The sequence below is a fragment of the Maricaulis sp. D1M11 genome, assembly GCF_047308265.1.
GTDB lineage: Bacteria > Pseudomonadota > Alphaproteobacteria > Caulobacterales > Maricaulaceae > Maricaulis.
In genome coordinates, this window is the sequence record NZ_JBKQWY010000005.1 from 135,821 (window position 1) to 160,256 (window position 24,436).

General features: G+C 60.9%; 28 protein-coding genes. 13 read left to right on the forward strand and 15 right to left on the reverse strand.

What is annotated here, in order from left to right; all coding sequences use genetic code 11:
* Window position 1: 1 nt before the first annotated feature.
* The 3 genes from purQ to purC all read right to left on the reverse strand — a co-directional run bounded on the left by purQ (window position 2) and on the right by purC (window position 1,859).
* Window positions 2–664 carry a phosphoribosylformylglycinamidine synthase subunit PurQ gene (purQ, locus tag RMQ97_RS09765; protein ID WP_413660687.1) on the reverse strand — a complete coding sequence of 221 codons (663 nt, stop codon included), beginning with the start codon at window positions 662–664 and terminating at the stop codon, window positions 2–4.
* Window positions 665–673: 9 nt separating this feature from the next.
* The gene (gene purS / locus RMQ97_RS09770) at window positions 674–913 is read right to left on the reverse strand and encodes a phosphoribosylformylglycinamidine synthase subunit PurS (protein ID WP_413660688.1); all 240 of its coding nucleotides are present in this window, start codon (window positions 911–913) and stop codon (window positions 674–676) included.
* A gap of 163 nt (window positions 914–1,076) precedes the next feature.
* A complete protein-coding gene (gene purC, locus RMQ97_RS09775) occupies window positions 1,077–1,859 on the reverse strand; it encodes a phosphoribosylaminoimidazolesuccinocarboxamide synthase (protein WP_413660689.1) in 783 nt (260 codons plus the stop codon).
* A gap of 238 nt (window positions 1,860–2,097) precedes the next feature.
* On the opposite strand from purC, the gene RMQ97_RS09780 reads away from it, so the two are divergent.
* Entirely contained in the window at window positions 2,098–2,421 is a 324-nt protein-coding gene (locus tag RMQ97_RS09780; protein WP_413660690.1) for a DUF1476 domain-containing protein, read from the forward strand.
* Between the two features lie 101 nt (window positions 2,422–2,522).
* On the opposite strand, the gene RMQ97_RS09785 is transcribed toward RMQ97_RS09780, so the two are convergent.
* Together RMQ97_RS09785 and RMQ97_RS09790 are read right to left on the reverse strand one after the other, a co-directional pair.
* Window positions 2,523–4,610 carry a pyridoxamine 5'-phosphate oxidase family protein gene (locus tag RMQ97_RS09785; protein ID WP_413660691.1) on the reverse strand — a complete coding sequence of 696 codons (2,088 nt, stop codon included), beginning with the start codon at window positions 4,608–4,610 and terminating at the stop codon, window positions 2,523–2,525.
* A gap of 33 nt (window positions 4,611–4,643) precedes the next feature.
* Window positions 4,644–5,264, reverse strand: coding sequence for a glutathione S-transferase family protein (locus RMQ97_RS09790; RefSeq protein ID WP_413660692.1), 621 nt, complete (start codon window positions 5,262–5,264; stop codon window positions 4,644–4,646).
* Window positions 5,265–5,386: 122 nt separating this feature from the next.
* Here RMQ97_RS09790 and RMQ97_RS09795 point away from each other — a divergent pair, with 122 nt between their 5' ends.
* A complete protein-coding gene (locus RMQ97_RS09795; protein WP_413660693.1) occupies window positions 5,387–6,295 on the forward strand; it encodes a LysR substrate-binding domain-containing protein in 909 nt (302 codons plus the stop codon).
* On the opposite strand, the gene RMQ97_RS09800 is transcribed toward RMQ97_RS09795, so the two are convergent.
* Window positions 6,292–6,744 (reverse strand): thioredoxin domain-containing protein, encoded by a 453-nt coding sequence (locus RMQ97_RS09800; protein WP_413660694.1) that lies wholly within the window; start codon window positions 6,742–6,744, stop codon window positions 6,292–6,294. The genes RMQ97_RS09795 and RMQ97_RS09800 overlap by 4 nt on opposite strands.
* A 175-nt stretch (window positions 6,745–6,919) precedes the next feature.
* Window positions 6,920–8,221, reverse strand: a complete 1,302-nt coding sequence (gene purB / locus RMQ97_RS09805; RefSeq protein ID WP_413660695.1) for an adenylosuccinate lyase — start codon at window positions 8,219–8,221, stop codon at window positions 6,920–6,922.
* A gap of 115 nt (window positions 8,222–8,336) precedes the next feature.
* Here purB and RMQ97_RS09810 point away from each other — a divergent pair, with 115 nt between their 5' ends.
* Complete coding sequence (locus RMQ97_RS09810; protein WP_413660696.1) at window positions 8,337–8,894, forward strand: pyridoxamine 5'-phosphate oxidase family protein; 558 nt, start codon at window positions 8,337–8,339, stop codon at window positions 8,892–8,894.
* Between the two features lie 46 nt (window positions 8,895–8,940).
* On the opposite strand, the gene RMQ97_RS09815 is transcribed toward RMQ97_RS09810, so the two are convergent.
* Together RMQ97_RS09815 and RMQ97_RS09820 are read right to left on the reverse strand one after the other, a co-directional pair.
* Window positions 8,941–9,972 (reverse strand): M20/M25/M40 family metallo-hydrolase, encoded by a 1,032-nt coding sequence (locus RMQ97_RS09815; RefSeq protein WP_413660697.1) that lies wholly within the window; start codon window positions 9,970–9,972, stop codon window positions 8,941–8,943.
* A 104-nt stretch (window positions 9,973–10,076) separates the two neighbouring features.
* Window positions 10,077–10,583, reverse strand: a complete 507-nt coding sequence (locus tag RMQ97_RS09820) for a YHS domain-containing (seleno)protein (protein WP_413660698.1) — start codon at window positions 10,581–10,583, stop codon at window positions 10,077–10,079.
* Between the two features lie 188 nt (window positions 10,584–10,771).
* Between RMQ97_RS09820 and RMQ97_RS09825 the strand changes: the two genes are divergently transcribed.
* The 4 genes from RMQ97_RS09825 to RMQ97_RS09840 are packed head-to-tail and all read left to right on the forward strand — an operon-like array spanning window position 10,772 to window position 12,635.
* The gene (locus RMQ97_RS09825; RefSeq protein WP_413660699.1) at window positions 10,772–11,011 is read left to right on the forward strand and encodes a BolA family protein; all 240 of its coding nucleotides are present in this window, start codon (window positions 10,772–10,774) and stop codon (window positions 11,009–11,011) included.
* A gap of 18 nt (window positions 11,012–11,029) precedes the next feature.
* Window positions 11,030–11,845, forward strand: coding sequence for an aldo/keto reductase (locus RMQ97_RS09830; RefSeq protein WP_413660700.1), 816 nt, complete (start codon window positions 11,030–11,032; stop codon window positions 11,843–11,845).
* A gap of 30 nt (window positions 11,846–11,875) precedes the next feature.
* Window positions 11,876–12,208: a Grx4 family monothiol glutaredoxin gene (grxD, locus tag RMQ97_RS09835; protein WP_413660701.1), complete on the forward strand. Its 333-nt coding sequence runs from the start codon at window positions 11,876–11,878 to the stop codon at window positions 12,206–12,208.
* Window positions 12,209–12,248: 40 nt separating this feature from the next.
* Window positions 12,249–12,635: a DUF427 domain-containing protein gene (locus RMQ97_RS09840; RefSeq protein ID WP_413660702.1), complete on the forward strand. Its 387-nt coding sequence runs from the start codon at window positions 12,249–12,251 to the stop codon at window positions 12,633–12,635.
* A gap of 127 nt (window positions 12,636–12,762) precedes the next feature.
* On the opposite strand, the gene rpsD is transcribed toward RMQ97_RS09840, so the two are convergent.
* Complete coding sequence (gene rpsD, locus RMQ97_RS09845; protein ID WP_413660703.1) at window positions 12,763–13,380, reverse strand: 30S ribosomal protein S4; 618 nt, start codon at window positions 13,378–13,380, stop codon at window positions 12,763–12,765.
* Window positions 13,381–13,628: 248 nt separating this feature from the next.
* The gene (locus RMQ97_RS09850; protein ID WP_413660704.1) at window positions 13,629–13,874 is read right to left on the reverse strand and encodes a hypothetical protein; all 246 of its coding nucleotides are present in this window, start codon (window positions 13,872–13,874) and stop codon (window positions 13,629–13,631) included.
* Window positions 13,875–13,952: 78 nt separating this feature from the next.
* Between RMQ97_RS09850 and RMQ97_RS09855 the strand changes: the two genes are divergently transcribed.
* Window positions 13,953–15,134 carry a serine hydrolase domain-containing protein gene (locus RMQ97_RS09855; protein ID WP_413660705.1) on the forward strand — a complete coding sequence of 394 codons (1,182 nt, stop codon included), beginning with the start codon at window positions 13,953–13,955 and terminating at the stop codon, window positions 15,132–15,134.
* 300 nt (window positions 15,135–15,434) lie between these two features.
* On the opposite strand, the gene RMQ97_RS09860 is transcribed toward RMQ97_RS09855, so the two are convergent.
* Together RMQ97_RS09860 and RMQ97_RS09865 are read right to left on the reverse strand one after the other, a co-directional pair.
* On the reverse strand, window positions 15,435–16,175 hold the full coding sequence (locus RMQ97_RS09860; RefSeq protein ID WP_413660706.1) for an RNA methyltransferase: 741 nt from the start codon (window positions 16,173–16,175) through the stop codon (window positions 15,435–15,437).
* Complete coding sequence (locus RMQ97_RS09865; RefSeq protein ID WP_413660707.1) at window positions 16,172–17,629, reverse strand: hypothetical protein; 1,458 nt, start codon at window positions 17,627–17,629, stop codon at window positions 16,172–16,174. Before RMQ97_RS09865 ends, RMQ97_RS09860 begins: the two co-directional genes overlap by 4 nt.
* Before the next feature lie 89 nt (window positions 17,630–17,718).
* Between RMQ97_RS09865 and RMQ97_RS09870 the strand changes: the two genes are divergently transcribed.
* The 5 genes from RMQ97_RS09870 (at window position 17,719) to RMQ97_RS09890 (ending at window position 20,930) form a co-directional block, all read left to right on the forward strand.
* Window positions 17,719–18,942, forward strand: coding sequence for an NADP-dependent isocitrate dehydrogenase (locus tag RMQ97_RS09870; protein ID WP_413660708.1), 1,224 nt, complete (start codon window positions 17,719–17,721; stop codon window positions 18,940–18,942).
* A 150-nt stretch (window positions 18,943–19,092) separates the two neighbouring features.
* A complete protein-coding gene (locus tag RMQ97_RS09875) occupies window positions 19,093–19,488 on the forward strand; it encodes an STAS/SEC14 domain-containing protein (protein ID WP_413660709.1) in 396 nt (131 codons plus the stop codon).
* A 110-nt stretch (window positions 19,489–19,598) separates the two neighbouring features.
* Window positions 19,599–20,003 (forward strand): hypothetical protein, encoded by a 405-nt coding sequence (locus tag RMQ97_RS09880; protein WP_413660710.1) that lies wholly within the window; start codon window positions 19,599–19,601, stop codon window positions 20,001–20,003.
* A 50-nt stretch (window positions 20,004–20,053) separates the two neighbouring features.
* A complete protein-coding gene (locus RMQ97_RS09885) occupies window positions 20,054–20,461 on the forward strand; it encodes a hypothetical protein (RefSeq protein ID WP_413660711.1) in 408 nt (135 codons plus the stop codon).
* 76 nt (window positions 20,462–20,537) lie between these two features.
* Complete coding sequence (locus tag RMQ97_RS09890; RefSeq protein WP_413660712.1) at window positions 20,538–20,930, forward strand: hypothetical protein; 393 nt, start codon at window positions 20,538–20,540, stop codon at window positions 20,928–20,930.
* Between the two features lie 8 nt (window positions 20,931–20,938).
* Here RMQ97_RS09890 and RMQ97_RS09895 read toward each other — a convergent pair whose 3' ends face one another.
* On the reverse strand, window positions 20,939–21,385 hold the full coding sequence (locus RMQ97_RS09895; protein WP_413660713.1) for a nuclear transport factor 2 family protein: 447 nt from the start codon (window positions 21,383–21,385) through the stop codon (window positions 20,939–20,941).
* Window positions 21,382–24,042: an alanine--tRNA ligase gene (alaS, locus tag RMQ97_RS09900; protein ID WP_413660714.1), complete on the reverse strand. Its 2,661-nt coding sequence runs from the start codon at window positions 24,040–24,042 to the stop codon at window positions 21,382–21,384. Before alaS ends, RMQ97_RS09895 begins: the two co-directional genes overlap by 4 nt.
* Between the last annotated feature and the right edge of the window lie 394 nt (window positions 24,043–24,436).

Below are 24,436 nucleotides of genomic sequence, written 5' to 3' on the forward strand. Positions count from 1 at the left end.
ATCACGCGCTCCCCAGCAGGCTTTCAAACAGGGCCAGACCATCCGTGCCGCCATGATCGGCATCCACGGCGCGTTCCGGGTGAGGCATCATGCCCAGCACATTGCCCTGTGCATTGACCACACCGGCGATATCGCGCGCGGACCCATTCGGGTTCTGACCATAGCGGAACACCACCTGGCCCTCGCCCTCAATACGGTCGAGCGTGTCGGTGTCGGCGAAATAATTCCCGTCATGGTGAGCGACCGGGATGATCAGGTCCGACTGGCCCTCATAGCGCGAGGTGAAGCGCGTATTGCCATTGGTGACGGACAGCGGAGTTTTCTCGCAGACAAATTTCAGGCCGGCATTGCGCATCAGCGCTCCGGGCAGAAGCTGGGCCTCGGTCAGGATCTGGAAGCCATTGCACACCCCCAGAACCGGAGCGCCGCTCTGCGCATGCGCGATAATGGCCGGCATGATCGCCGAGCGCGACGCCATCGAGCCACACCGCAGATAGTCGCCATAGGAAAACCCGCCCGGCACCATCACAAATTCCGTACCCTCGGGCAGCGCGGTGTCCTGGTGCCAGACCATGGCCGGTTTCTCGCCGGTCACGCGTTCAATAGCGTCATGGGCATCGCGATCGCAATTCGACCCGGGAAAGACGATGACAGCTGATTTCATCGGCCCGCCCTACACCATCTCGATCGAGTAGCTCTCGATCACCGGGTTGGAGAGAAGCTTCTGGCACATCTCGTCGACCCGCGCCTGCGCGGCAAGCGCATCATCGCCGCTCAGGTCCAGCTCGATCAGCTTGCCCTGGCGGGCCGCCAACACCTCGTCAAAGCCCATATTATTCAGTGCACCGGCCACAGCCGCGCCCTGGGGGTCAAGAACACCGGGTTTCAGATAGACGTGGATTTTGGCTTTCACGGGATCTCTCTCGCTTGCAGATATCAGGCGCTCGCTCGGACGGAGCTCAGGGCTCCGCGATTGAGTCGGTTGGCGCCGTTCTAGTGTGCACAGGCAGACCTGGCAATTGCTGCACCAGGCCCGCCTGCAGGATCAGGGTAAATCGCCCGTCGGGCAAGCGGGACTATTCGTCCTCGCCGTTATCCGTACCCGCGCCCGTATCATTGGCCGGAGCCGTGCCATTGGGCTTGATGATGCCCAGGCGACGGGCCACTTCGGCATAGGCCTCGGTGACATTGCCCAGATCGCGGCGGAACCGGTCCTTGTCCAGCTTCTGACCGCTTTCAATATCCCAAAGGCGGCAGCTGTCCGGGCTGATCTCATCGGCCAGCACGGTGCGCACCATGTCACCCTCATACTGACGACCGAATTCGAGTTTGAAATCGATCAGCTGAATGCCCACAGCGGCAAACAGGCCCGACAGATAATCATTGATCCGCAGCGTCATCGCCATCAGATCATCCATCTCCTGGGGGCTCGCCCAGTTGAAGGCCGCGATGTGTTCCTCGGTGACCAGCGGGTCTTCCAGATCGTCATTCTTGTAGCAGAATTCGACGATGGAGCGCGGCAGAGGCTGCCCCTCTTCCAGACCCAGACGCTTGCACATCGAGCCGGCGGCGACATTGCGACAGATCACTTCCAGCGGAATGATCTCGACCTGGCGCACCAATTGCTCACGCATATTGAGGCGTTTGATGAAATGCGTCGGAATTCCGATCCGGCCCAGCCCCAGCATGATGTATTCGGAGATCCGATTGTTCAGAACACCCTTGCCCTCGAGCGTGGCGTGTTTCTGATTGTTGAAAGCGGTCGCATCATCCTTGAAATACTGGACGAGCGTGCCCGGCTCAGGACCTTCATAGAGGATCTTGGCCTTGCCTTCATAAAGCTTCTTGCGGCGGGACATGGCGGTATCTCCCTGGCGCCCGCAGCTGGATCTGCCAGGCGGGGCGGAAATAAAAGGGCGGCCCGAATCAATATCCGGACCGCGCGTCGGGCGTGGAAAATATCCTCGCACAGCGATTGTCGCAATGGCGAGCTGCGGTGCGGCACCCTGTCTGTCGCCAGCACATTGATTTCGCGGCTGCACCAAGCTAACGAGACAGCCAGTCCTTATCTGTTGATCCGCTTTCAGGAGACCCGCCATGACCGGCATGGATGATCGCGAAAAAGGTTTTGAGAACAAATTCGCTCACGACCAACAGCTCGAATTCAAAGCCAATGCCCGCCGCAACAAGCTGCTCGGTCTGTGGGCCGCAGACCTGATGGGCATCACGGGCGATGAAGCCGAGGCCTATGCCAAGACCGTTGTCGTGTCCGATTTCGAGGAAGCGGGCGATGATGATGTCTTCCGCAAGGTCCGCGCCGACCTGGATGCCAAATCCGTCGAGCTGTCCGACCACCTGCTGCGCCATAAAATGGACGAGCTGATGGCCACGGCCCGCGAGCAGGTGCAAAACGAAGGCTGATCGCCGGAATTTCGCGCACACCGCACGAAACAAGCCGGACCGGGAACACCCGCGTCCGGCTTTTTCATGTCTGAACTCTGGCTGGCATCAACGATCCGGGCCTAGAGATCCAACTCGACACTGTCCGAGCCCTCGGCGGGACGGGCACAGCAGATCAGCGCCGTATCCTCCGTCACACCGGCCGCAGGCGGGCTGTCATAGGCCACCTTGCCCTTGAGCAAACCAACACGGCACGAACCACACGCCCCGTTCCGACATCCGCTCGCGGGCGTCAGGCCATGATTTTCCGCCAGATCGAGCAGGCTGCCCTCTTCAGGCGTCCAGCGCTGCTCCACGTCGGAGGCCTTGAAATGCACCAGAGCCTCCTTTGCAACCGGATCGGGCTGCGCCGGGGCGGTTCCGGCATCGGGCTGACGGGTCAGACTGGCCGGTCCGAAGGCCTCGGCGAAAATCCGCGCATCGGCCACACCCAACGTGCGCAGGGCGTCATAGACCGCCTGCATGAAGGGGGGCGGACCGCACAGATAGACCTCGTAATCATCCAGGGCCAGGGTTGCGCGAAGCAGGTCCGGCGAGATGTAGCCCGTCCAGTGGTCCGGCTCATCGAGGCCGGGTTCGTTGGTTTCAGGATGAGAGGTGACGCGCACATAGCGCACCTGTCCCTCGGTCTGGCGTGAGATGCGCTGGAAGGCGTTTTCAAAGGCTCGGTCGCGGGCATTCCGGGTGGCCTGGATCACCGTCAGGGGGCGCAGATACCGATTACGCACACTGTCGATCACAGCCTGCCGGGTCATCGACATCATCGGCGTGATACCGACACCGGCCCCGATCAGAACCGCCGGTCGCTCCCCCCGGGTCTCGAAGGTGAACGCACCGCGCGGAGCCCGCGCTTCGATGACATCTCCGACCTGGAGCTGGCGGTGCATCCAGCTGGAGACCTGTCCGGCAGGCCGGTCCGCCATCGCCTCCTCCCGCTTGATGGAGAGGCGAAATCCGGGCTCGTCCGGCGCGGAGGAAATTGTATAGGTGCGCACCAAGGCGTCGCCCGCCTCACCGGCCGGCACACGAATGGGCAGAAACTGGCCCGGCTCGAAACCGGGACGCACGGCGCCATCATCCGGTTCCAGATAAAAAGACGTGATCACCGAACTTTCCGGCACGATTTTCGCCACACGATAGGGGCGCCAGGTCTCGCGCAGACGCTCGGCCTCGGCCAGGGCCCGCGCTTCAGCCCAGGTACCGGTCAGGCTGGAATTGGGCGACATCTCCTCCAGCGCACCGCGCAAGGGCGAGGCCCCGGCAATACGGACCCGTTTTTTCGGTACAAACCGCCAGACCCGCTCGGCACCGCGAAAATAGGCCTGGTCAGGATCATCCCATTCCGCGTCGGCCTCGCCGGACAGGAAAAGCATGTCGCCACTGTCGAAATCGACAAACAACAGCCCGGCTCGCGGATGGGCATGCAGATTGCCCAGCGTGTTAAAGTGATAATTGCCGGTGAAATCGGGGATGATCAGCGCATCCTCCTCGACCTTCACAAAACCCGGGCGCCCGCCCCGGTGGGACACATCCACGCCCTCACGCTCAGGGTGGTCCTTGCGCGGCACATAGCTGGCTATGAAAAAAGTATCCGCGCGTTCGATCATGGCCCGGTCGGCGTCTGACAGCGCTTCGCCATATTGCGGCTCACCGGGCTGATAGGCATCCAGTCCCAGCATCTGCAGGCCGCGATCCTGGATGTATTGCGGACAATTGCCAAACGACTGATCGACCTGGATGCGCCAGCCATGGGCGTCGCGTCCGGTGATATGTCCGTTCATGCGGTTGCGACGCCGGGTGTGCAGCTCAATGCCCAGAAGACCAACCGCCTCGCCCTCTGCCAGAACGTCCAGGACAGGGTCTCCGGGCAAAGGATCGGGCGCGAGGGACAGGTCAGTCTTCTTGAGGGACTGGGCAAAGCCGGGCGAACCGAAGACCAGGCTGGCCCAGGGCCAGCCCTCCTGGTCGACTGCACCCAGGGCAAGAAAGGGCAGCTGGCGATAGAAGTCCCGATGCTGTTCGGGCAAGGCCTGACGGATCACGCGACGGCCGAAACGGTCCATCACCTCATCATGTCCGGTCTTCTTCTGAAAATAGATCTCACCGTCGTGAAAGGGTGAGCTCTCCAAAATCCATCCATCAAGTGCCATGCTGTCCTCCCTCAAAGACGTGAAGTGGCGGGGTTACGCGGCCAGACCGACCGGGGTGTTCGGCATGCCGACAAATCCCGGCAAGGCTTCGATCCGGGCCAGGAAGGCGCGGATGTTGGGATAGGCCTCCAACGAGACATCCCCTTCCGGCGCGTGAGCCGTGTAGGAATAGAGCGCGATATCGGCGATGGACGGACGGTCGGTGGCCACCCATTCGCGCCCCTCCAGATGGGCGTCGAGGCGTTCAAACACCCATTCGGCAACCGATTGGGCCTGGGCCTTGTCGAGACCGGCACCAAACACATTCACCAGGCGGGCCGCGGCCGGACCATAGGCGATCGGACCTGCAGCAACAGACAGGAAGCGCTGGATATGGGCCTGGGTTTCAATGTCGTCGGAATACCAGTCCGGCGCATATTTGCGCGCGAGATAGAGCAGGATCGCGTTGGAATCTGCGAGCACTGTCTCGCCATCGCGCATGGCCGGCACCTGACCGAACGGGTTGATGGCGCGGAAATCGGCACCGGATTGCTCGCCCTTGGCCAGGTCGACATCCACGACCTCGTGATTAATGCCCGCGAGGCTGGCGAACAGACGCACGCGATGGGCATGGCCGGACAGGGGGAAAGAATAAAGAGTGATGGCGTTCGACATGAGTGTCGCTCCTGTGATGGGCCCGGGGGAGGCCGTGTTGACACGCAGGAGATAGCGATCTTGAGTTGTCGTGATAATCAGGCATTATAGCGAATAATAATCAAACAAATCGTGATAATGCCATGGACATGCTTCAGAGCAATCGTACTTTTCTGGCCGTCGCCGAACAGGGCTCCTTCACCGCTGCCGCCAAACGTTTGAACGCATCCACCCAGCTGGTCTCGCGTCAGATCCGTCAGCTGGAAGAGGAATTGGGCGCCCAGCTCCTGCATCGGACCACACGCAGTGTCAGCCTGACGGAAACTGGCCGAGCCTATCTCACCGATGCCCGGGACTGGCTGGACCAGTATGAAGCGATGATTGCCGCAGTGCATTCTGCCCAGCAGGCCCTGAGCGGCAATATCCGTCTCACGGCACCGACCGGTTTTGGTCTCATGCGACTGGCGGCGCACCTTGCCGATTTTCAGACCCTGCATCCCAAAATCCGGTTGGAACTGGATCTGTCAGACCGACGTGTGGCCCTGGTGGAGGAAGGGTTTGATCTGGCCATTCGTGTGGGAACGCTGACCGATTCCAGCTTGACCATGCGCAAGCTGACGGACATGCCCAATATCGTGGTGGCCGCACCGGACTATCTGAAACGCCATGGCGAACCGCGCCATCCCAGCGCACTCAATACCCATAACTGTCTGGACAATGCCGGGCTTGTCGAACCGGGCTATTGGCGGTTCCAGGACCAGGGTAAACCCCTCTCCATTCGGGTGAGCGGGGATTTTGTCGGCAATCAGCCCCGCCTGCTCGCCGAAATGGCGCGCCGGGGTCTGGGCCTGGCCCGTGTGCCCTATTACGTCGCCAATGATGCCATGGCATCGGGTGCGCTGGTGGAGGTCTTGCAAGACTATGCCCTGCCCCCGCAAAGCGTCTATGCGCTCTATCCCTCACGCCGCAATCTGCCGCCGCGTATTCGGGTGTTTCTGGATTATCTGGCCGAGCACCTGCCTGTGCCGGAAGATGGTCGACGATCAGGCTAGGTCGACGCGCCGCGATCCTCGGTCACAAACAGCCAGCGATCAAACGCCTCGCGGATCTCCTCGCGCCCATAACGCATCGTCACGATCTCGAAGACCTGACCGGTCTCGCGATCCATCAGAACCAGAAAACCCGTCCGACCTTCCAGCTCGTCAAATACCTCGACAATGCCTTCCGCCTCGGCCCGTTCGCGCAGGCTGTCGCGCCGCCCCAAGGTGAAGTCGAACCGCACAAACTCCACGGATCGGTCCGCATAATCCTCGCGCACATCCTCGACACGCGGCTCAAGCACCCGGCACGCACTGCACCAGGACGAGCGGAACATGGCCGCAACCAGGCGCGGCTCACCCTCCAGGCTTTCCGCCTGTGCACTCGAAGTCCAGTCCGAACGCAGGAAGTTGGGCACCATGAACACGGCCAGGCCGGCTAGCAGGATCAGGGACACGCGCATGAAAGACACTCCGACAGGCCGGGCGAACATCGCCCGTAATCACACTTCATCTGACATGTAAGACCGCGTCCCGCTCCCGTCACCCCACATCTGATCACAGCTGTGTCAGACCGCGGATACAGGATCGCGGACAGAAGACCGGATTTACTCTCTCGCCTGGTCGATACCCTGTCGCCTAGTCGGAAAAGACCCGCGCGAAAATCGTATCGACATGTTTGAGGTGGTAGCCCTCGTCGAAACAGGCCTCGATCTGCGCGTCCGACAACAGCGCGGTCACACCCTCATCGGCCTTGAGATGCTCGACCAGCTTGCCGCCCTCATCCCAGGTTTTCATGCCATTGCGCTGTACAAGGCGATAGCTGTCCTCGCGCGAGGCCCCGGCCTGGGTCAAGGCCAGCAGAACACGCTGGGAATTGTGGATGCCACCATAGGCCTCGAGGTTTTCGCGGCAACGATCCTCATGCACGACCAGTTTCTCGATCATCCCCGCCGTGCGGTGCAGGGCGAAATCGAGATGCACATTGGCGTCCGGACCAATCCCGCGCTCGACCGAGGAGTGCGAGATATCGCGCTCATGCCACAGGGCGACATTCTCCATGGCCGGCACCACGGCCGAGCGCACCAGGCGCGCCTGACCGGTGAGGTTTTCCGTCAGGATCGGATTACGCTTGTGCGGCATGGCCGAGGAACCCTTCTGGCCCTTGGAGAAATACTCCTGCGCTTCACGCACTTCCGAGCGCTGCAGATGTCGCACTTCCACAGCCACATTCTCGATGGCTGAGGCGATCAGGCCCAGAACGGCGAAATAGTGGGCATGGCGATCACGCGGAATGACCTGGGTCGAGACCGGCTCCACCGTCAGCCCCATCTGTTCGGCCACATGCGCCTCAACAGCCGGATCAACATTGGCAAACGTACCGATGGCACCGGAGATGGCACAGGTGGCGATCTCGTCACGCGCGGCCACCAGACGGTCGCGATTGCGTTTGAACTCGGCATAAAAGCGCGCGAATTTCAGCCCCATCGTCGTCGGTTCGGCATGAATACCGTGGGAGCGACCGATACAGACCGTGAATTTGTGCTCCTCGGCGCGGGTCTTCAACGCGGCCAGGACCCGGTCGAGCCCCACCAGAAGCAGGTCCGCCGACTGTTTCAGCTGCACGGCCAGACAGGTATCGAGCACATCCGACGAGGTCAGGCCCTGGTGCACAAACCGGCTCTCCTCGCCGACATGTTCCGCCAGATGGGTCAGGAAGGCGATCACGTCATGCTTGACCTCGGCCTCGATCTCATTGATCCGGTCGACATCAAATTCGACATCCTTGGCTTTCCACACCGCATCGACCGCTGATTGCGGCACCACACCCAGCTCGGCCAGTTTCTCCGTCGCATGCGCCTCGATCAGGTACCAGATCTTGTATTTGTTCTGGTCCGACCAGATTGCGGCCATTTCAGGACGGGTATAGCGAGGGATCATGGCGCGAAGCCTCCGTTTGGGCAGGTGTGGAGAAGCGCGGGACATGCGCCGAACCGTTCAAAAGGTCAAGGGCGGGCCTCTTTCGCTCGGGCGGTATCGTGCCTAGATTAAGGCCATGGCCAAGGTATTTGACAGCATTGATGACCGCATTGCGGGCTTCATCGCCGCGCAGAAGATGTTCTTCGTGGCGACCGCCCCGTCCGGACCGGACGGACATGTGAATATGAGCCCCAAGGGCTATGACAGTTTCAAGATTTTGGGCCCCAATGAGGTGGCCTATCTGGATCTGGGCGGCTCGGGCGTGGAAACCCTGGCGCATGTGCGCGAGAACGGGCGCATCACCTTCATGTTCTGCGCCTATGACGGAGCGCCCAATATCCTGCGTCTCTATGGCACGGGTCAGGCGGTGACGTTTGAAGAGTCCGGTTTCGCCGAGAAGGCCGCCCTGTTTCCGCAGATCTCGAAGGCCCGCGCGGTCATCACAGCCCGCATTCACCGGGTGCAGGACAGTTGCGGCTGGGGTGTGCCCTTTTACGACTTCAAGGGCGAGCGTGATCAGCTCAAGCGCTATAATGATCATCGCACCCAGGAGGAGTGGGCGGCGCGGCGCTATGACACCAACGCCACCTCGATCGACGGCCTGCCCGGACTGGTCAAACCCGAACAGGCCTAGACGCACGGGCCCAGAGGAACGGGCCTAGACGAACGGGCGAGAGGGGCTAGCGCCCCTCGGCCTCGCCCACCGTGTCGAGCGCCTCGTCCATCACGACAGCAAAACGCACACTGGTTTCCACCGCATCCTGGAAGAAATCGAGCGTCATATTCTCGAACTCGTCCGTGGCCTGGTGATAATGCGGGTGGAAATCCACGCCCAGATAGATGATCGGTATGCCAACCGCGTGAAACGCGCCCTGGTCCGACAACATCGTCCAGTCCCCGCCCGGTTCGTCGGTGGGCTCGTCAAACCCCATCGGCAGCTCCACCGGGGCGTCTGCCGCCACGTGTTCGACCAGCGGTTTGAGCGAGGGATAGTGATAGGTGCCCACAGCCCACAGCTTGCGCTCGTCCGACATGGCGATCATGTCAAAATTCAGATTGAACGTGATGCGATCCTGATCCACCGGCGGATCCATGACAAAGGCCCGCGCGCCCTGCAGACCGCGCTCCTCGGCATCAAAAAAGGCCAGGATCACATCATGCTCAGGCGGGTTGGCCATGAATTCCGCTGCGACGGCCAGCACACCGGCCACACCGGAGGCATTGTCGTCAGCACCGTTATAAACGTCGCCCTCGCGAATCCCGACATGGTCATAATGAGCCGAGACCACCATCAAACGGTCACTGTCGGACGTGCCCTCGATCAGGGCGAGGATATTGATGCCGGTGTGAACCTGGCCGTCATCCACACGCAGGCGGTAATCAAAGGGGTGATCAAAACCCTCCCCCATCGGCCCCACCCCCATCGAGGTTAGGCGTTCGGTGATATAGGACCGCGCGAGGGCATTGCCCTCTGTGCCGGCCTCACGCCCGCCCATTGTATCACTGGCCAGGATCTGCAGATCGTCGAGCGCCTGCTGGGCATCAATTGTGGTGGCTTCGGGCGAAAGCGTTGTGTCGCCATACAGGCTGGCCAGATCGGCCGGTGCATCCGCTGACGGTCCACATCCCTCGGCCGTATTTGCACACGGCGGCGGTGTACAGGCCGCGACCAGAGCACTGGCCGCGGCTGCGATAAACAGACGGTGTTTCATCTCATCCCCATGAATTCCAATCTCTTCCGGGGAGGATGATCGCACGTTCCGGGCGCCCGGCCCAAGGGCGAACACACAGTCCTTCAAATGTTTAATGCGGTTTGCTAGCCACCCCAGCGGCTCGGTCGTGCCGCGGGCTCATCCACCAGCTCCGGCCAGTTGGCCTCGGAGCGTTCGAGATATCCGGGCACATCCTCTGCCCACCGGTTCTGAATGCGCGGCGAGAAATTGAGATAGAGCACGTCATCCACCACGGCATAGGCCAGCGGATCGGTTCGCGTCTTGTTGCCATGAGCGGCCGCATAGGCGCAGTGACCATCATAAGCCGGCGCATACCGCATCGGATCGGCCAGGAAGAGATCGCGATTGGCTTCGCTGGCAAACTGCCAGGTGACGCCATTGTATTGGGTGGTGATGGTTTCGAGCCCTTCCACCGGTGTCTCGCCCGTATGGTAGGACACGACATCATACCCGCCCACGGCCAGACCATCCCGGCCGACATATTGCGGACCGGCTTCGGCCACGCTCGTCATGACCAGACCCAGAACAACCAGATTGACCAGTCCCAGAACCAGTCGCAGACCGGCCTTGCTCATCATTGTAAAGCTCATTTCACCCTCCCGCCTGTGGCGCGCAGCTTGTTTCTCCAACGCCCCCGTCATATGTGCTGAAGACAGAAATAGACACACACATGGGTTCACGCTCTAGCTGGACCCGCGTGATCACCTGTCACAGCCGCGTGAGCCCGCAGACCGGACCTGACGCCCCAGCCCTGCCTAAAGCCTGAGAGGACACCATCATGCCCATGCCCGCCGACGAGATTATCGCCCTGATCAAGGCCGGCATTCCCGATGCGGATGTCGTGATGGAAGACCTGGCCGGAGATAATGATCACTGGAAGGCCACGGTCACCAGTGCGGCCTTCAAGGGCAAGCTGCGGGTCGCCCAGCATCAGCTGGTCTATGCGGCCCTGGGCAGCAAGATGGGCAATGAGCTGCACGCCCTGGCCCTTGAGACCCGAACACCGGACGGGGCCTGACGCCTAAGGGCCGCGCGCATGATCCGCCCCTCCTCCCTGGGTCTGGGCATTACCGGCCCGCACACCACGCCGCTCATCCCGGCGGACCAGACGCAGGCCCTCATCCAGGCCGCTCTGGACGCGGGCATTACCCTGTTTGATACCGGCCCCGCCTACGGACAGGGTGAAGGCGAAACGCGACTGGGCAAGGCCCTGGGATCACAGCGTCCCACCGCACTGATTTCCACCAAGGCCGGTATTACGGAACATCGAGAGCGGGATTTTTCAGCTGACGGCATCGAGGCTTCGCTTGTGCGCAGTCTGGAACGACTGGGTACGTGTTACGTGGACTGGTTGTGGCTTCATGGTCCCTCGCCCGACGAATTGACAAATCCGGCTCTTCTTGCGCGCCTCGCTGATCTCAAATCCCGGGCCATGATCCGCCATGTCGGCGTGTGCGGGCGCGGGCGCGAGCTCGACACTGCGCTGGAAATCGACGCCATAGAAGGGATCATGGCGCCCTTTCATGCCGGGCTGGATACACGCCAGCGCGCCCGGCTGCGCACGGCACACAATGCCGGGCTCTTTGTGGCCGGTATCGAGGTGATGGCCGGCGCACGTCGCGGTCACACCAATCCGTTGCGGCCCGCCGATTTGTGGACGCTGGCCCGACGGGTCAAGCATCGCCTGACCGGGCTTTCATCGCCCCCCCTCGACATCACTCCGGCCCAGGCCCTGGAGTTTGCGCTTGATGCGCAAGAGATCGACTGCGCCCTAACAATGACCTCACGCATCCCCCATATGCAGGCCAATGCACGCCTCGCTGGACTTGTGGGTCCCGGGGCGACTACCTAGCTGTTGGCCAGAAGACGAAGGAGTTAAGCCATGAGCGAAGCCGTTCAGGACAGCATTCAGAAAACCGTCGATTCACACGACGTCGTGCTTTTCATGAAAGGCACGCCGGTTTTCCCGCAATGCGGTTTCTCCTCCGTCGTGTCCCGGGTTCTGGACCATTTGCAAGTCGAGTATTCCAGCGTCAACGTGCTGGAAGACGACGCGGTTCGCCAGGGCATCAAGGATTTCTCCAACTGGCCGACCATTCCCCAGCTCTACGTCAAGGGCGAGTTCGTGGGCGGCTGTGACATCGTCAAGGAGATGTTCGAAAGCGGCGAGCTTCAGACCTATTTCAAGGATAAAGGCCTGGTGCCCGCCGCCTGATCCCGCCTGCTCCGGCAGGCTCAACAGGAAGGCCAAACCCATGACCCAGACACTCGACCGGCCGGTGCGTCAGCCCGGACCGAACCATCCCCTTGTGCTGGATGACACCTCCATCACCGTGCGTGTCTATGCGGCGGACACAGTGCTGGCAGACCGTGCAGACGCCCGCGAAGTGCGCGAGGCAGACTATCCCGCGGTGCTCTATGTGGACCGTAACGATATCGATATGAGCAAGCTGACGCCCTCAGATCGTACCAGCTGGTGCCCCTACAAGGGCGAGGCCACGTATTTCCATGTCCAGCGTGCTGACGGCACCCGCCTGGACAATGCGGTGTGGACCTATGAGACCCCGTTCGAACATATCCTCGGCATCCAGGGTCGGCTGGGTTTTTACACCAACCAGGTCACCGTCGAACCGATCGTCTAGACCGCGCCCGTGAGGCCGGTTCGGCTCCCTGGACCGGTCCCGCACGCTCCGGCTCGAGACTGACGCGCATGAAAAAACCCGCTGGCCGAAACCAGCGGGTTTTCCAATTTGGTGCGTCCTCGAAAACTTACGAGGAGTAGAATTCGACCACGAGGTTCGGTTCCATCTGAACCGGGTACGGAATTTCAGAGAATTCCGGCACGCGGGCGAAGGTCACTTTCATGGCCTTCGGATCCAGGTCGATATATTCCGGCAGATCGCGCTCGGGGCTTTCCAGGGCTTCCAGGACCAGGGCCATGGAACGGGAGCGTTCGCGGATCTCGATCACGTCGCCCGGCTTACAGCGGTAGGACGGGATGTTGGTCTTGACGCCATTCACCTTCACGTGGCCGTGGTTGACGAACTGACGCGCCGCAAAGACGGTCGGAACGAACTTGGCCCGGTAGACAACAGCATCCAGACGGGATTCCAGCAGACCGACGAGGTTTTCAGCCGTGTTGCCCTTACGGCGTGCGGCTTCGTCATAGGTGCGGCGGAATTGTTTCTCGGTGATGTCGCCGTAATAGCCTTTCAGCTTTTGCTTCGCCATCAGCTGAACGCCGAAATCGGACATCTTGCCTTTGCGGCGCTGGCCGTGCTGACCGGGGCCGTAAGGACGTGCATTGATCGGAGACTTCGGACGACCCCACAGGTTTTCACCCATGCGACGGTCGATTTTATATTTCTGAGAATGACGCTTCGACATTCTTCTCTCTCTATGTTCGACGCGGTCCGGCGATCTCCCGATTGAGATCACGATTGCAACGGCGGTATCCGCATCACCCGTATTGGCCTGCGCGGACGCAGGAAAGCGGGGTTTCTACTGTCTGCGCAGGGAATGTCAAGCGTCTGGCTGCACGCCACGGAGACGACGCGGGACGCAATACCGGCATCGACGAGGTCCGTCAGACCGCCGTCGATTCGCTTTCAATCCCTCACCCTGTCCGGCGAGGATCAGGGTCTCTGGGCATCCCGGTCCGAACCGCTTCCATCCATCACATCGTCAAGCTGACAGTGATGGAGCTGGTGGTCCCAGCGTCCCCCGGCATCCAGACAGGTGTCGACGGCCATCCAGTTTTCCGCATGGGGCCACACGCGAACCACGACAACAAACACGAGGATTGAGGCGGCAAACAGCCCCCATTTCACGCTGGACCTGATTTTCATGAATATCCCGGACGGGTGGCTGATATCGCTCACTTGAATGGCAGTCATAACGGGCTTGTCTTCACGCCACAATGGTTGGATTGTCGCAAACGGATAGTTGGAGTTGTCGCCATGTTTCGCCCCCGCCTCGCCATCCTCGCCGTCCTTGCGACAGGCGTGTCTGTTGCCATGAGCCTGTCAGGAGCCGTCAGCGCCCAGAGCACAGCACAGAACGCGGCACAGGGCGAGGTGACCCGGCAAACCCGGCTTGAGACCTTTGTCGACACCGCTCATGCGTCCAGCGATGCAACGGCGGTGAGTGCCGCGATGTTTGATGGTGAGACCCTGCTGCGCCAGGCCACGGGGCAGGTGGAGCGCAGAGGCCCTGCGGCGGACGAGACCACCCGCTTCCTGTCCGCCAGTGTCGGCAAGACCGTCACCGCCCTCATCGCCGCCCAGCTGGTCAATGAGGGTGTGCTGGATCTCGATGCTCCGGTCTCTCCCTGGCTAAGCGACGTGCCGGTCTGGCGCGAGGTGGCCCAGGCCGACCAGATCACATTGCGTCACTTGCTGAACCATTCTGCCGGAATTCCTGATTATCTGGAGAACTGGCGCTTCCATACCGCGCGGGGCGGGCGACGTGAGCAGGGTTTCCAGCCCGCCGAACTGATCGATTACATCACCGGCACCGAGGCCCAGGGCGTGCCCGGCGCTCATTATGCCTATTCCGACACCCATTACATTGTCGTGGGCCTCGTGCTCGAAGCGGCCACCGGCGAGACCTATGCCGATCTGGTTCGCACCCGCGTGATCGAGCCGGTGGGCATGGCCGACACGGAAAGCCTGATCGGACGCACTTATGACCGACTGGCGGTGGGGTATGATCGCGGCACGTTCGGCGCCCGGGCCACCGGTGAACCCGGCGAACTCAACGCCAATCTCGCCTGGGAATGGGCGGGCGGCGGTCTGGTGACGACACCGGCCGATCTGGCACGGCTCTATCACGCGCTGGGCAGCGAGCAATTTGCCGCAGAACGGGCTCTGATGATCGCCGAGCCCAACATGCTCAATGCAGAGCTTCGCATCGGCTACGGGCTGGGCGTGTTTGTGCGCATCTATGAGGATGAGGCCTATCGCCTGTTCCATGGCGGGGATTTTGCCGGTCACCGCAGCGCCGCCATTTATGACAGCCGCACGGGCCTCGCCCTGGCGGTGCAAGGCAATCACAAACGCCTGGAAGCGCCTGACCTGCTGCTGGAATTCAATGAAGACCTGGTGCGCGCACAGACGGCGTCAGACGGGCCGTCTGAGTAGGTTTCACACCCCTCATTCGATTTTTGAGGCCCCTCACCTGCTCGTTTTTGAAGCCCCTCACCCGCCTCGTTTCACTCGGCACCCTCTCCCCGGGAGGGAGAGGGTGACAAGAATCCTTCTCCCCCAGTGGGGAGAAGGTGGCGCGCAGCGCCGGATGAGGGGCGTGTCTAAAAACTGCGGATGAGGCGCGAAACAAACGAGCGGGCAAACAAAGAGCCAAGCAACACACCCCGACAAACACCCCCGACACACCCATTGCGTGTTGTGTGCACAACACCGTCAGTGCAGGCGAAAAACGACCTAATCCTCGCGCACGATGCGGGCCTTGCCGCGTCCCAGCGCCAGTGCCTTGACGGCGCCGCGGAAGGTGCGCACTTCCTGTTCGGTCCAGCGGCCGCGAATGAAGGCATTGCGCAGATTCTGGGTCATCAAGGGCGTCTTGTCGGGCGGATAGAAAAACCCGGCCCGCTCCAACTCTGTCTCGAAATGCACGAACATGCGTTCCAGATCTTCCCGATCGGCAATCTCGGACACGGGTTCGAACTCGACAGGCGCGCCCTCCTCGGCCGTCCACTCATAGGCACACACGGCCACGGCCTGGGCCAGGTTGAGCGAGGAGAAGGAGCGGTCCACCGGCAAGGTGATGATCGCATCGGCCAGGGTGACCGCCTCATTGGGCAGGCCTGATTTCTCACCGCCGAACATGACCGCCACCCGTTCTCCGGCCTGGCTCGCCGCGCGGATCTGGGACATGGCCTGACGGGCCGTCAGGACCGGTTTCTCCATGCCGCGCGGGCGGGCTGTGGTGGCATAGACACGGGTGAACCCGGCCAAAGCGTCCTCCAGTCGATACTCCACACGCGCCTCGTCCAATACCGGCGATCCGGCGGCCATGGTGACGGCCTTGTCATTGGGCCAGCCATCACGAGGATCGACAATGATCAGACGATTCAGGCCGAAATTTCCCATGACACGACAGGCCGCGCCGATGTTTTCGCCCAGTTGGGGGGTATGCAGGATGAAGGAAGGTGGTGTGGTCATGCGTCCGGATAGGTGATGGCGGTTAAACGGTTCTCGTCATCGAATTGCGGGTTCAGCCCCATCTCTTCAAGCTTTGTGATCAGTTCGACCCGCGGATCAGCCAGCGGATAGGTCGTCAGCACGCGGATCCAGTCTGCGGTTGCGCTGTCCAGTCCCAGATCGATAGCGGCACGCAGATAGGTCTCGCGATCATATTCGGGCACCGTGTCCTCTTCGGTCTCCTCGACCGCCAGATCGAGCATGCGGTTCCAGATATCATAGAGATCGCCCTGCGGCGTTCCCGCGTCCAGGATGAGCGCCACAAATTCACCGCAGGCATAATAGGCGTCGAACTCGCCGCGCTGTTCCGCGCCCTGCAGATTGCCGTTCTCCAGCGATGCCACACAGGTCTCCAAAGCGTTGGAAAAACTGTATTGCAGATACGCCGCCGCGCTGTCGCCCTGTTCCGCCATGATGCGATTGGCCATGGCATTGGCTGCGCCCTCATGGATCCAGCTGTCAAAGCTCTCCGCCAGCCGCGCGCCCTTTACGTTCTGAAAGAGGTGCACCGTCTCGTGGGCAAAGAACCACAACAGATAGGCATGGATAAACGGATCCTCTTCCCGCAGGGCCTCGCCTGACGACCGGATCATCAATTGCCGCCCCTGGACCCCGCCCTTGTTGGAAAAGCCCGGATGGTCATGCCCACCAAAGGCGAACATCAAGGTGGCCGGCGCATCCAGCCCATAACCCCAACCCGTTTCCAGACGGTCGAACAGATAGGCCATATCGCTTTCAAACCGGGTCTTGAGCCAGTCCGGCGTGCCCGGATCGATCAACCCGGCATAGTTTGGCGTGGTCTCGATATCCCCGTCGCCGATATAGACAAAACTTCCCCCGCCCAGCGACACATCCACCGCCTCTTCCGCGATCGAGCGACCATGGGCGATCATGGGGCGGAGCGAACGCACGGCCACGCCGGTCCGGGGCTGGACACCGTCAAACTGGTTGAGATCGCCCTGCATGGCCTCGATCGACTCCCGGCTTTGCGCCAGGAGCAGTTCGAACTGACCGGTAAACAGGACCAGCCCGCCATCAGAGAACGCGGTGAAATGCGCATAACCGGCATAGTCGAGATCGGGCCGGGCCTGAACATGGAAACGGGCGCTTGAGACCGGGCGGTCAAAGATCAGCGCATCCATGCCCGCGACACGTTCGACCGGGGTCTGGGTATCGATCGGACGCCAGGCCTCGGTGCGATACTCAGTTTGCGATCTGGCGAACACAAACACATCATGGGGCTCTGCAAAGCGATACTCGACCTCGAACTGACCCTCCCCCAGATCCGTGACAACCGCCGTTACCTGTGTATCTTCAATAAGTTCCAGGGATTGCGCTCGATCGTTGGACGCGGGCACACACGCCGACACCCCCACCATGATCGCCAAAAAGAGTGTCCGGACACCAGACTTCATCACCGCTTCCTTCAGTTCAGGCTTTTGCACTTCAATCCGGGTCTGCTATAGCGCGCGCAAAACAGGTTCCCAAATTAAGGACGTGAAACATGGCGAAGATCAAAGTCGATACTCCGGTCGTCGAACTCGACGGCGATGAAATGACCCGCATCATCTGGCAGATGATCAAGGACAAGCTGATCCTGCCCTATCTCGACATTGATCTGAAATACTATGATCTCGGCATGCAAAAGCGCGATGAGACGGATGACCAGATCACCGTCGAAGCCGCTGAAGCCATCAAACATTACGGTGTGGGCGTGAAATGCGCCACCATCACGCCGGACGAAGCGCGTGTTGAGGAGTTTGGCCTCAAGAAAATGTGGCGCTCCCCGAACGGCACCATCCGCAATATTCTCGGCGGCGTGGTCTTCCGTGAGCCGATCGTCATCTCCAACGTGCCGCGCCTGGTTCCGGGCTGGCAGCAGCCGATGGTGATCGGCCGTCACGCCTTCGGTGACCAGTATCGTGCGACGGATTTCCTCGTCGACCGCCCCGGCAAGCTGACCATGACCTTCGTGCCGGAAGACGGTTCCGAGCCGGTCACGCGCGAAGTCTTCGACTTCCCGAGCTCCGGCGTGGCCATGGGCATGTATAACCTCGACGAATCCATCAAGGACTTCGCGCGCGCCAGCATGAATTACGGCCTGCAGCGCGGCTGGCCGGTGTATCTCTCCACCAAGAACACCATCCTGAAAGCCTATGATGGTCGCTTCAAAGATATCTTCCAGGCGATTTTCGACGCTGAATTCAAGGATGCCTTCCAGGCGAAAGGGATTTCCTACGAGCACCGCCTGATCGATGACATGGTCGCTGCGGCCATGAAATGGTCCGGTGGTTTTGTCTGGGCCTGTAAAAACTATGATGGCGATGTCCAGTCCGACACCGTCGCCCAGGGCTTTGGCTCTCTTGGCCTGATGACCTCCGTGCTGATGTCTCCGGACGGCAAGACGGTGGAAGCAGAAGCCGCACACGGCACTGTGACACGTCACTACCGCCAGCATCAGCGTGGTGAGCAGACCTCCACCAACTCCATCGCCTCGATCTTTGCCTGGACCCGGGGTCTGGCGCACCGGGGCCGCATGGATGGCAATGAGCAGGTCATGGCCTTCGCGACGACGCTGGAAGACACGATCATCAAGACGGTGGAAGCCGGCTTCATGACCAAGGACCTGGCCCTGCTGGTCGGAGATCAACAAGGCTGGCTGTCGACGGAAGGCTTCCTCAACAAGGTGGACGAGCGCTTCAAACTGGCCATGGCCGAGACCGTCTGATCGGTGTCGTCAGAGCACAGAGACAGGGCGGACCAAGCGGTTCGCCCTTTTTCTTTGCGTGAACGGATCATTTTGTCGCAGGATAAAACCTTGGGACTATGAGTCGGGCGCCTTAAATGGGGTCGGCTCGCTTCAACCCCCGGTGGCTGAATGATCGATTCCATTACAATCTCCCCGGACCAGCGTGTCTGTGAGATCCATGTCAGCGGCGCGCTGAATCTCGATACCTATGCCCAGACACGCGAGCAGTTCATGGCCCTGCCCGGCTGGCACAGGGATATCGATTATCTGATGGTGTATCGTCGTGTATTCCTTGCGGAATTCACCCCTGAGGTCGCCGACCAGCTCATGTCACGTTTCGAGGCCTTTGACCGGGACGTTCTCGACGGCCGCCGCGTGCGCATGGCCTTTGTCTGTGCTGATGAAACCGCCGAACCGCTGATGCGATTTTGGGAAGCCCTGTCGGCCCAGCGTCGACCCGTGGACGAACGTTTCTTTCGATCGGAGACAGACGCACGGGCCTGGCTGCAAACTCCGCGCGCATAATCAAATACTGTAACGTCCCCAATCTGACGCATATCACGCTGCGCCGGGTGAATTCAGCTCCCCCTGAGTCGCCCGACGTCACTCAAACTGATTGTGTGTGTGAGGATAGAATGCATTACGAGATCCGCATTGATGCGGACGCGCGACTGATCCGATTGTCCGTCGACGGTCTGGTCAATGTTCCCGACTTTCTCAAAGCTTGTGAAGAGATATTCGAGCATCCCGAATTTGATCCACACTTCAATCGGCTCACCCATCTGGGCCGGGCCGCGCTTCTGGGCGAGATTACGCCTGAGGATATCAGAACGGTCGGACGACGCTTGCACGAGATGCAGCAACGCTTTCGGACCGGGGAACCGGTCCTCTCCGCCATTGTCGGAGAACGCGAGGAACACCGCCCTCTACTTCAGCTCTACGTTCTGGCCCATGGCGGGCATTCGCGAGTGACGGAACGCATTTTTGACCGGGTGTCAGATGCCCTGGCCTGGCTCTCGGAGGGCATGCCCCCCAAATAGGCTTGTTCGACTCAAGCCTGCGTGGAACACTCGCGCATGAGGGGATTGTGATGGAATTCCAATACACACTGGATCAGGAGCGTCGCCGGATTGTCTGGCACATTACCGGCCGCATGACCGTGGACGATGTTTTGGGCGCCTATGAAAGTGCCCTCACCGATCCGGACTGGTCCGCTGACATGGACCAGATGACGGTATTCTCCTCCATCGATCTCAGCGACATGTCCCCGGACCGCTGGCAGATCCTGATCAACGGCTTTGTAGCAGCAGACAAACGTCTCGGTGTACGCCCCGGCACACGTGCGGCGATTGTCATGGATGACGCCCTCCAGGAAGCGCTCATGACGTATTATGAGCTGATTTCGGAACCAGTGACGGTGACCGAGGAACGGGTTTTCACCACAACCACAGAGGCGGAAGCCTGGCTCGACACACCTCGTGATCGTGATACCATCTAAAATTGGTTCACATATGCGGTTTCACCTGTTAGGTGTTTATCCGTAAGAAAACAATATTATATTTACGGGAATGTCGATGAGCTCGAATCTGACCGGGGTCTGGTTTGGCGCCTACACCTATGCGGATGGGGGAAAACCGGTCTCCTTCATGGCCAATGTGGATGATGTGCGCGGATTTCTGTCCGGCAAGATCTCCGAAAAAAACACCTTCGCCGAGCCCGGGTGCGAGCGGCTTCTCGCCTGGCTGGATGGAAGTCATGACCAGGGGCTGGTGATCTTCGCCAAAACCTATGACGGATCGGGCGGGGTGAATCACACCGTGTCCTATACGGGCCGTTTGAATGGCGATGCCAGCCTGATTTCCGGCCGCTGGACCATCGGTCCCTATTCGGGCGGGTTCAGCATGTCGCGCCCGGTGCTCACACCGGATGAGGACGTCGCGCGCAGTGTCATCCCTCTGGCCTTCTAGGCGAAAGATCAGACCTGCTGGCCGGTCCGTTTCATGGTGACGAAGGTTTCGGCCTCAATCAGCCAGTTCAGCCCGTCGAAGCGCCATTTTGCAAAATAGCGGCCGACATAGCCGATCTTGAACCCGTCCTGGGTCCAGCCCCCCGTCCAACGCCCCTGTTCAGAGGCCAGTTGACCGTCCTCCGAGACGTCGATCCGGGCCGGCGCGCGTTTATACGTCACCTGATCCATGCCGTCGAAGATCTGTTGCCAGGCGTCCAGCTGGGCCTGGCGCCCCTGGATCAGAGGGGCCTCATCGCCGGGGACCAGAACCACATCCTCATGCAACAGCGCCGCAATGGCCTCCATATCCCGGACCGTCAGGGCTGAATTGAAGCTCTCACGACGCGCGGCGATCTCGCGAGCGGCCTGTTTGTCGCCAACCAGCTGAGTATCAGCCCCGGGACGCGCCATCATGCACCCGCCAGAACGGCCTTGATCGCCGCAAGGGCCTCGTCGGCCCTGGATCCATCCGGGCCACCGGCCTGGGCAAAATCGCCGCGACCGCCACCGCCCTTGCCGCCCACAGCGGCTGATCCCGCGCGGACCAGGTCTACAGCCGTGAAACGCTCATGCAGATCCGCACTGACACCGACGGCGAGCGCTGCCTTGCCGTCATTGACACCGATAAACACCGCCACACCGGACGCCCCCATGGAGGTGCGGGCCTCATCGACCAGGCCCCGCAAATCCTTGCCACCGACGCCTTCAACCACACGACCGATAAAGCTTACGCCGCCGATCTCCTCCGGACCGGCCGGCGCGGCTGAACCCCCGCCGCCCATGGCCAGCTGTTTCTTGGCTTCGGCCAGCTGTCGATCCAGCTTCTTGCGCTCGTCCATCAGGGCCGTGACCCGCGAGGCAAGCTCCGGAAGGGGCGTTTTCAGCGCATCGGCGGCCTGTCGGCCAAAGCCCATCTGTTCATCAAGATAGAGGCGTGCCGCCTCGGCGGTCAGGGCCTCGATCCGCCGTACACCGGACGACACCGCGCTCTCGCCGATAATCTTGAAAAGGCCGATATCCCCGGTGCGCTCGACATGTGTGCCCCCGCACAATTCCACCGAATAGGCCATATCCGTGTCAGCCAGCTCCCGGCCCATGGTGAGAACCCGCACTTCATCGCCGTATTTCTCGCCAAACAGCGCCAGCGCTCCCGCCTCGATAGCCGCTTCAGGGCTCATCGACCGGGTCGACACGGCGGTGTTCTGACGGATGATGGCGTTGACATCGGCCTCGATGGTCCGCAATTCCTCGGCGCTCACAGGCTTGTTGTGGCTGAAATCGAAGCGCAGGCGATCCGGGCCCACATACGAGCCTTTTTGCGTCACATGCTCGCCCAGACGCTTGCGCAGAGCCGCGTGCAGAAGGTGCGTGGCTGAGTGATTGGCTTTCGACTCGGCGCGTTTAGCGGCATCCGCCTCCAGCCGCGCCGTCTCACCGGGTACAATCTCACCACTTTCCAGCACACCGGCATGGACATGCAGATCGCCCGCGCGTTTCTGGGTATCATCCACGCGGAACACCGAGCCATTGGCAAAGGTGATCAATCCGGTATCGCCGGCCTGACCGCCGCTTTCGCCATAAAACGGGGTCTGGTCGAACACCAGCTCGGCGGACTGGCCCTCGCCCAGGCGGACCTGTTCCGCACCGTCAAACACGATGGCCTGCAATGTGCCTTCGCCGTCAGTGCCCTCATATCCGAGGAAATTGCTGGCCCCCGCGGCCTCGCGCACACCGAACCAGACCGTATCCGGCGCCTGCTGACCCGAGGAGAATTTGCTGGCACGGGCATCCGCGCGCTGTTTCTCCATGGCCGTTTCAAAACCGGCCTCATCAACGGTCATGCCCTTGGCGCGCAGCGCATCCTGGGTCAGATCGAGCGGAAATCCGTAAGTGTCATAGAGTTTGAACGCGGTTTCACCGGGCAGGGCTTCCCCCTCCGCCATATCTGCGGTGGCCTCTTCAAGCAGGCTCAGACCGCGACCGAGCGTGCGCTGGAAACGCTCTTCCTCGATTTTCAGCGTGTCTTCCAGCAAGGCCTGGGCCCGACCCAATTCGGGATAAGCATCGCCCATCTCGGTTTTGAGCGCCTCGACCAGTTTCCAGATCACTGGCTCACTGGCGCCAAGAAGATGGGCGTGGCGCATGGCCCGGCGCATGATGCGGCGCAGGACATAACCGCGTCCCTCATTGGACGGCGATACACCATCGGCCATCAGGAAACATGTGGACCGCAAATGATCGGCAATCACACGATGGCTGGCCAAGGCCTCACCCTGGGCTTTCACACCCAGCACGTCTTCCCCGGCCGCAATCAGATTGGCGAACAGATCCACATCATAATTATTGTGCTTGCCCTGCAGGATGGCCGCGATGCGCTCCAGCCCCATACCCGTATCGATCGAGGGTTTGGGCAGATCAATCCGCTTGCCGGGCTCCAATTGCTCGAACTGCATGAAGACCAGGTTCCAGATCTCGATGAACCGATCTCCGTCCTCCTCCGGGGAGCCGGGAGGGCCACCCCAGACGTCGGGGCCATGATCGAAAAAGATCTCGGAACACGGACCACATGGCCCTGTGTCACCCATGGACCAGAAGTTATCCGAGGTGGAGATGCCAATGATCCGGTCGTCCGACAGACCTGCAATCTTGCGCCAGAGCGTGCGCGCCTCCTCGTCCTCGGAATAGACCGTGATGAGCAGCTTGTCGGCAGGCAAGGCAAACTCCCGGGTGATCAGCGTCCAGGCGTGGTGGATCGCCTCTTCCTTGAAATAATCACCAAAGGAGAAATTACCGAGCATTTCAAAAAACGTATGGTGACGGGCCGTATATCCGACATTGTCGAGATCATTATGCTTGCCACCCGCGCGCACACATTTCTGCGACGATGTCGCGCGCACAGACGACGGGGTTTCCGCACCCGTGAAATAATTCTTGAACGGCACCATGCCGGCATTCACGAACAGAAGTGTGGGATCATCTTGCGGCACAAGCGGGGCTGAGGCCGCGATCTCGTGCTCATTCCGGCCGAAATAATCGAGGAAGGTCGAGCGGATATCGCGCAAGCTGGTCATTGGTCTAAAGTCCACATTGCAGGAACGGGGGAAGGCCCGTGCCTGGGTCGTTGATCCGGTACTGGTCACACGGGCCATGATGCGCCGGGTTTTCTCTTCCCCGCCCACGCAAACAGCCCCAGCCTATGTTGCATATCTTCGCGGAAGCACAAGAGAGGAGCTGTCATCGACACGCCTGCAGGCACGGCTATCTTCAGGCCCGGCGGCGGGTTCTTGACCAGGGGGGCTTGATGACGGGGCTCAACGAACCCAATCAGGCGTCGATACCGGCTAACTAATCCGGTGACCGGATCGATCGAACGACTTCGGCAGGCGCGCAAGCAGATTCGGCAACCGCGCGAACGATCCCGGCGAAACGAAACCGGGACAGTTCGGACTGCCCCGGTTCCAATTC

Coding starts and splice junctions, on each gene's coding strand:
- grxD (WP_413660701.1), top strand. CDS start 11,876: ATGAGCGAAGCCGTTCAGGACAGCATTCAGAAAACCGTCGATTCACAC.
- RMQ97_RS09840 (WP_413660702.1), top strand. CDS start 12,249: ATGACCCAGACACTCGACCGGCCGGTGCGTCAGCCCGGACCGAACCAT.
- rpsD (WP_413660703.1), bottom strand. CDS start 13,380: ATGTCGAAGCGTCATTCTCAGAAATATAAAATCGACCGTCGCATGGGT.
- RMQ97_RS09880 (WP_413660710.1), top strand. CDS start 19,599: ATGCATTACGAGATCCGCATTGATGCGGACGCGCGACTGATCCGATTG.
- RMQ97_RS09860 (WP_413660706.1), bottom strand. CDS start 16,175: ATGACCACACCACCTTCCTTCATCCTGCATACCCCCCAACTGGGCGAA.
- RMQ97_RS09820 (WP_413660698.1), bottom strand. CDS start 10,583: ATGAGCTTTACAATGATGAGCAAGGCCGGTCTGCGACTGGTTCTGGGA.
- RMQ97_RS09800 (WP_413660694.1), bottom strand. CDS start 6,744: ATGCGCGTGTCCCTGATCCTGCTAGCCGGCCTGGCCGTGTTCATGGTG.
- RMQ97_RS09780 (WP_413660690.1), top strand. CDS start 2,098: ATGACCGGCATGGATGATCGCGAAAAAGGTTTTGAGAACAAATTCGCT.
- RMQ97_RS09815 (WP_413660697.1), bottom strand. CDS start 9,972: ATGAAACACCGTCTGTTTATCGCAGCCGCGGCCAGTGCTCTGGTCGCG.
- RMQ97_RS09825 (WP_413660699.1), top strand. CDS start 10,772: ATGCCCATGCCCGCCGACGAGATTATCGCCCTGATCAAGGCCGGCATT.
- RMQ97_RS09865 (WP_413660707.1), bottom strand. CDS start 17,629: ATGAAGTCTGGTGTCCGGACACTCTTTTTGGCGATCATGGTGGGGGTG.
- RMQ97_RS09810 (WP_413660696.1), top strand. CDS start 8,337: ATGGCCAAGGTATTTGACAGCATTGATGACCGCATTGCGGGCTTCATC.
- RMQ97_RS09890 (WP_413660712.1), top strand. CDS start 20,538: ATGAGCTCGAATCTGACCGGGGTCTGGTTTGGCGCCTACACCTATGCG.
- RMQ97_RS09875 (WP_413660709.1), top strand. CDS start 19,093: ATGATCGATTCCATTACAATCTCCCCGGACCAGCGTGTCTGTGAGATC.
- RMQ97_RS09790 (WP_413660692.1), bottom strand. CDS start 5,264: ATGTCGAACGCCATCACTCTTTATTCTTTCCCCCTGTCCGGCCATGCC.
- RMQ97_RS09895 (WP_413660713.1), bottom strand. CDS start 21,385: ATGATGGCGCGTCCCGGGGCTGATACTCAGCTGGTTGGCGACAAACAG.
- purQ (WP_413660687.1), bottom strand. CDS start 664: ATGAAATCAGCTGTCATCGTCTTTCCCGGGTCGAATTGCGATCGCGAT.
- RMQ97_RS09870 (WP_413660708.1), top strand. CDS start 17,719: ATGGCGAAGATCAAAGTCGATACTCCGGTCGTCGAACTCGACGGCGAT.
- purB (WP_413660695.1), bottom strand. CDS start 8,221: ATGATCCCTCGCTATACCCGTCCTGAAATGGCCGCAATCTGGTCGGAC.
- RMQ97_RS09885 (WP_413660711.1), top strand. CDS start 20,054: ATGGAATTCCAATACACACTGGATCAGGAGCGTCGCCGGATTGTCTGG.
- RMQ97_RS09785 (WP_413660691.1), bottom strand. CDS start 4,610: ATGGCACTTGATGGATGGATTTTGGAGAGCTCACCCTTTCACGACGGT.
- RMQ97_RS09830 (WP_413660700.1), top strand. CDS start 11,030: ATGATCCGCCCCTCCTCCCTGGGTCTGGGCATTACCGGCCCGCACACC.
- RMQ97_RS09855 (WP_413660705.1), top strand. CDS start 13,953: ATGTTTCGCCCCCGCCTCGCCATCCTCGCCGTCCTTGCGACAGGCGTG.
- RMQ97_RS09795 (WP_413660693.1), top strand. CDS start 5,387: ATGGACATGCTTCAGAGCAATCGTACTTTTCTGGCCGTCGCCGAACAG.
- alaS (WP_413660714.1), bottom strand. CDS start 24,042: ATGACCAGCTTGCGCGATATCCGCTCGACCTTCCTCGATTATTTCGGC.
- purC (WP_413660689.1), bottom strand. CDS start 1,859: ATGTCCCGCCGCAAGAAGCTTTATGAAGGCAAGGCCAAGATCCTCTAT.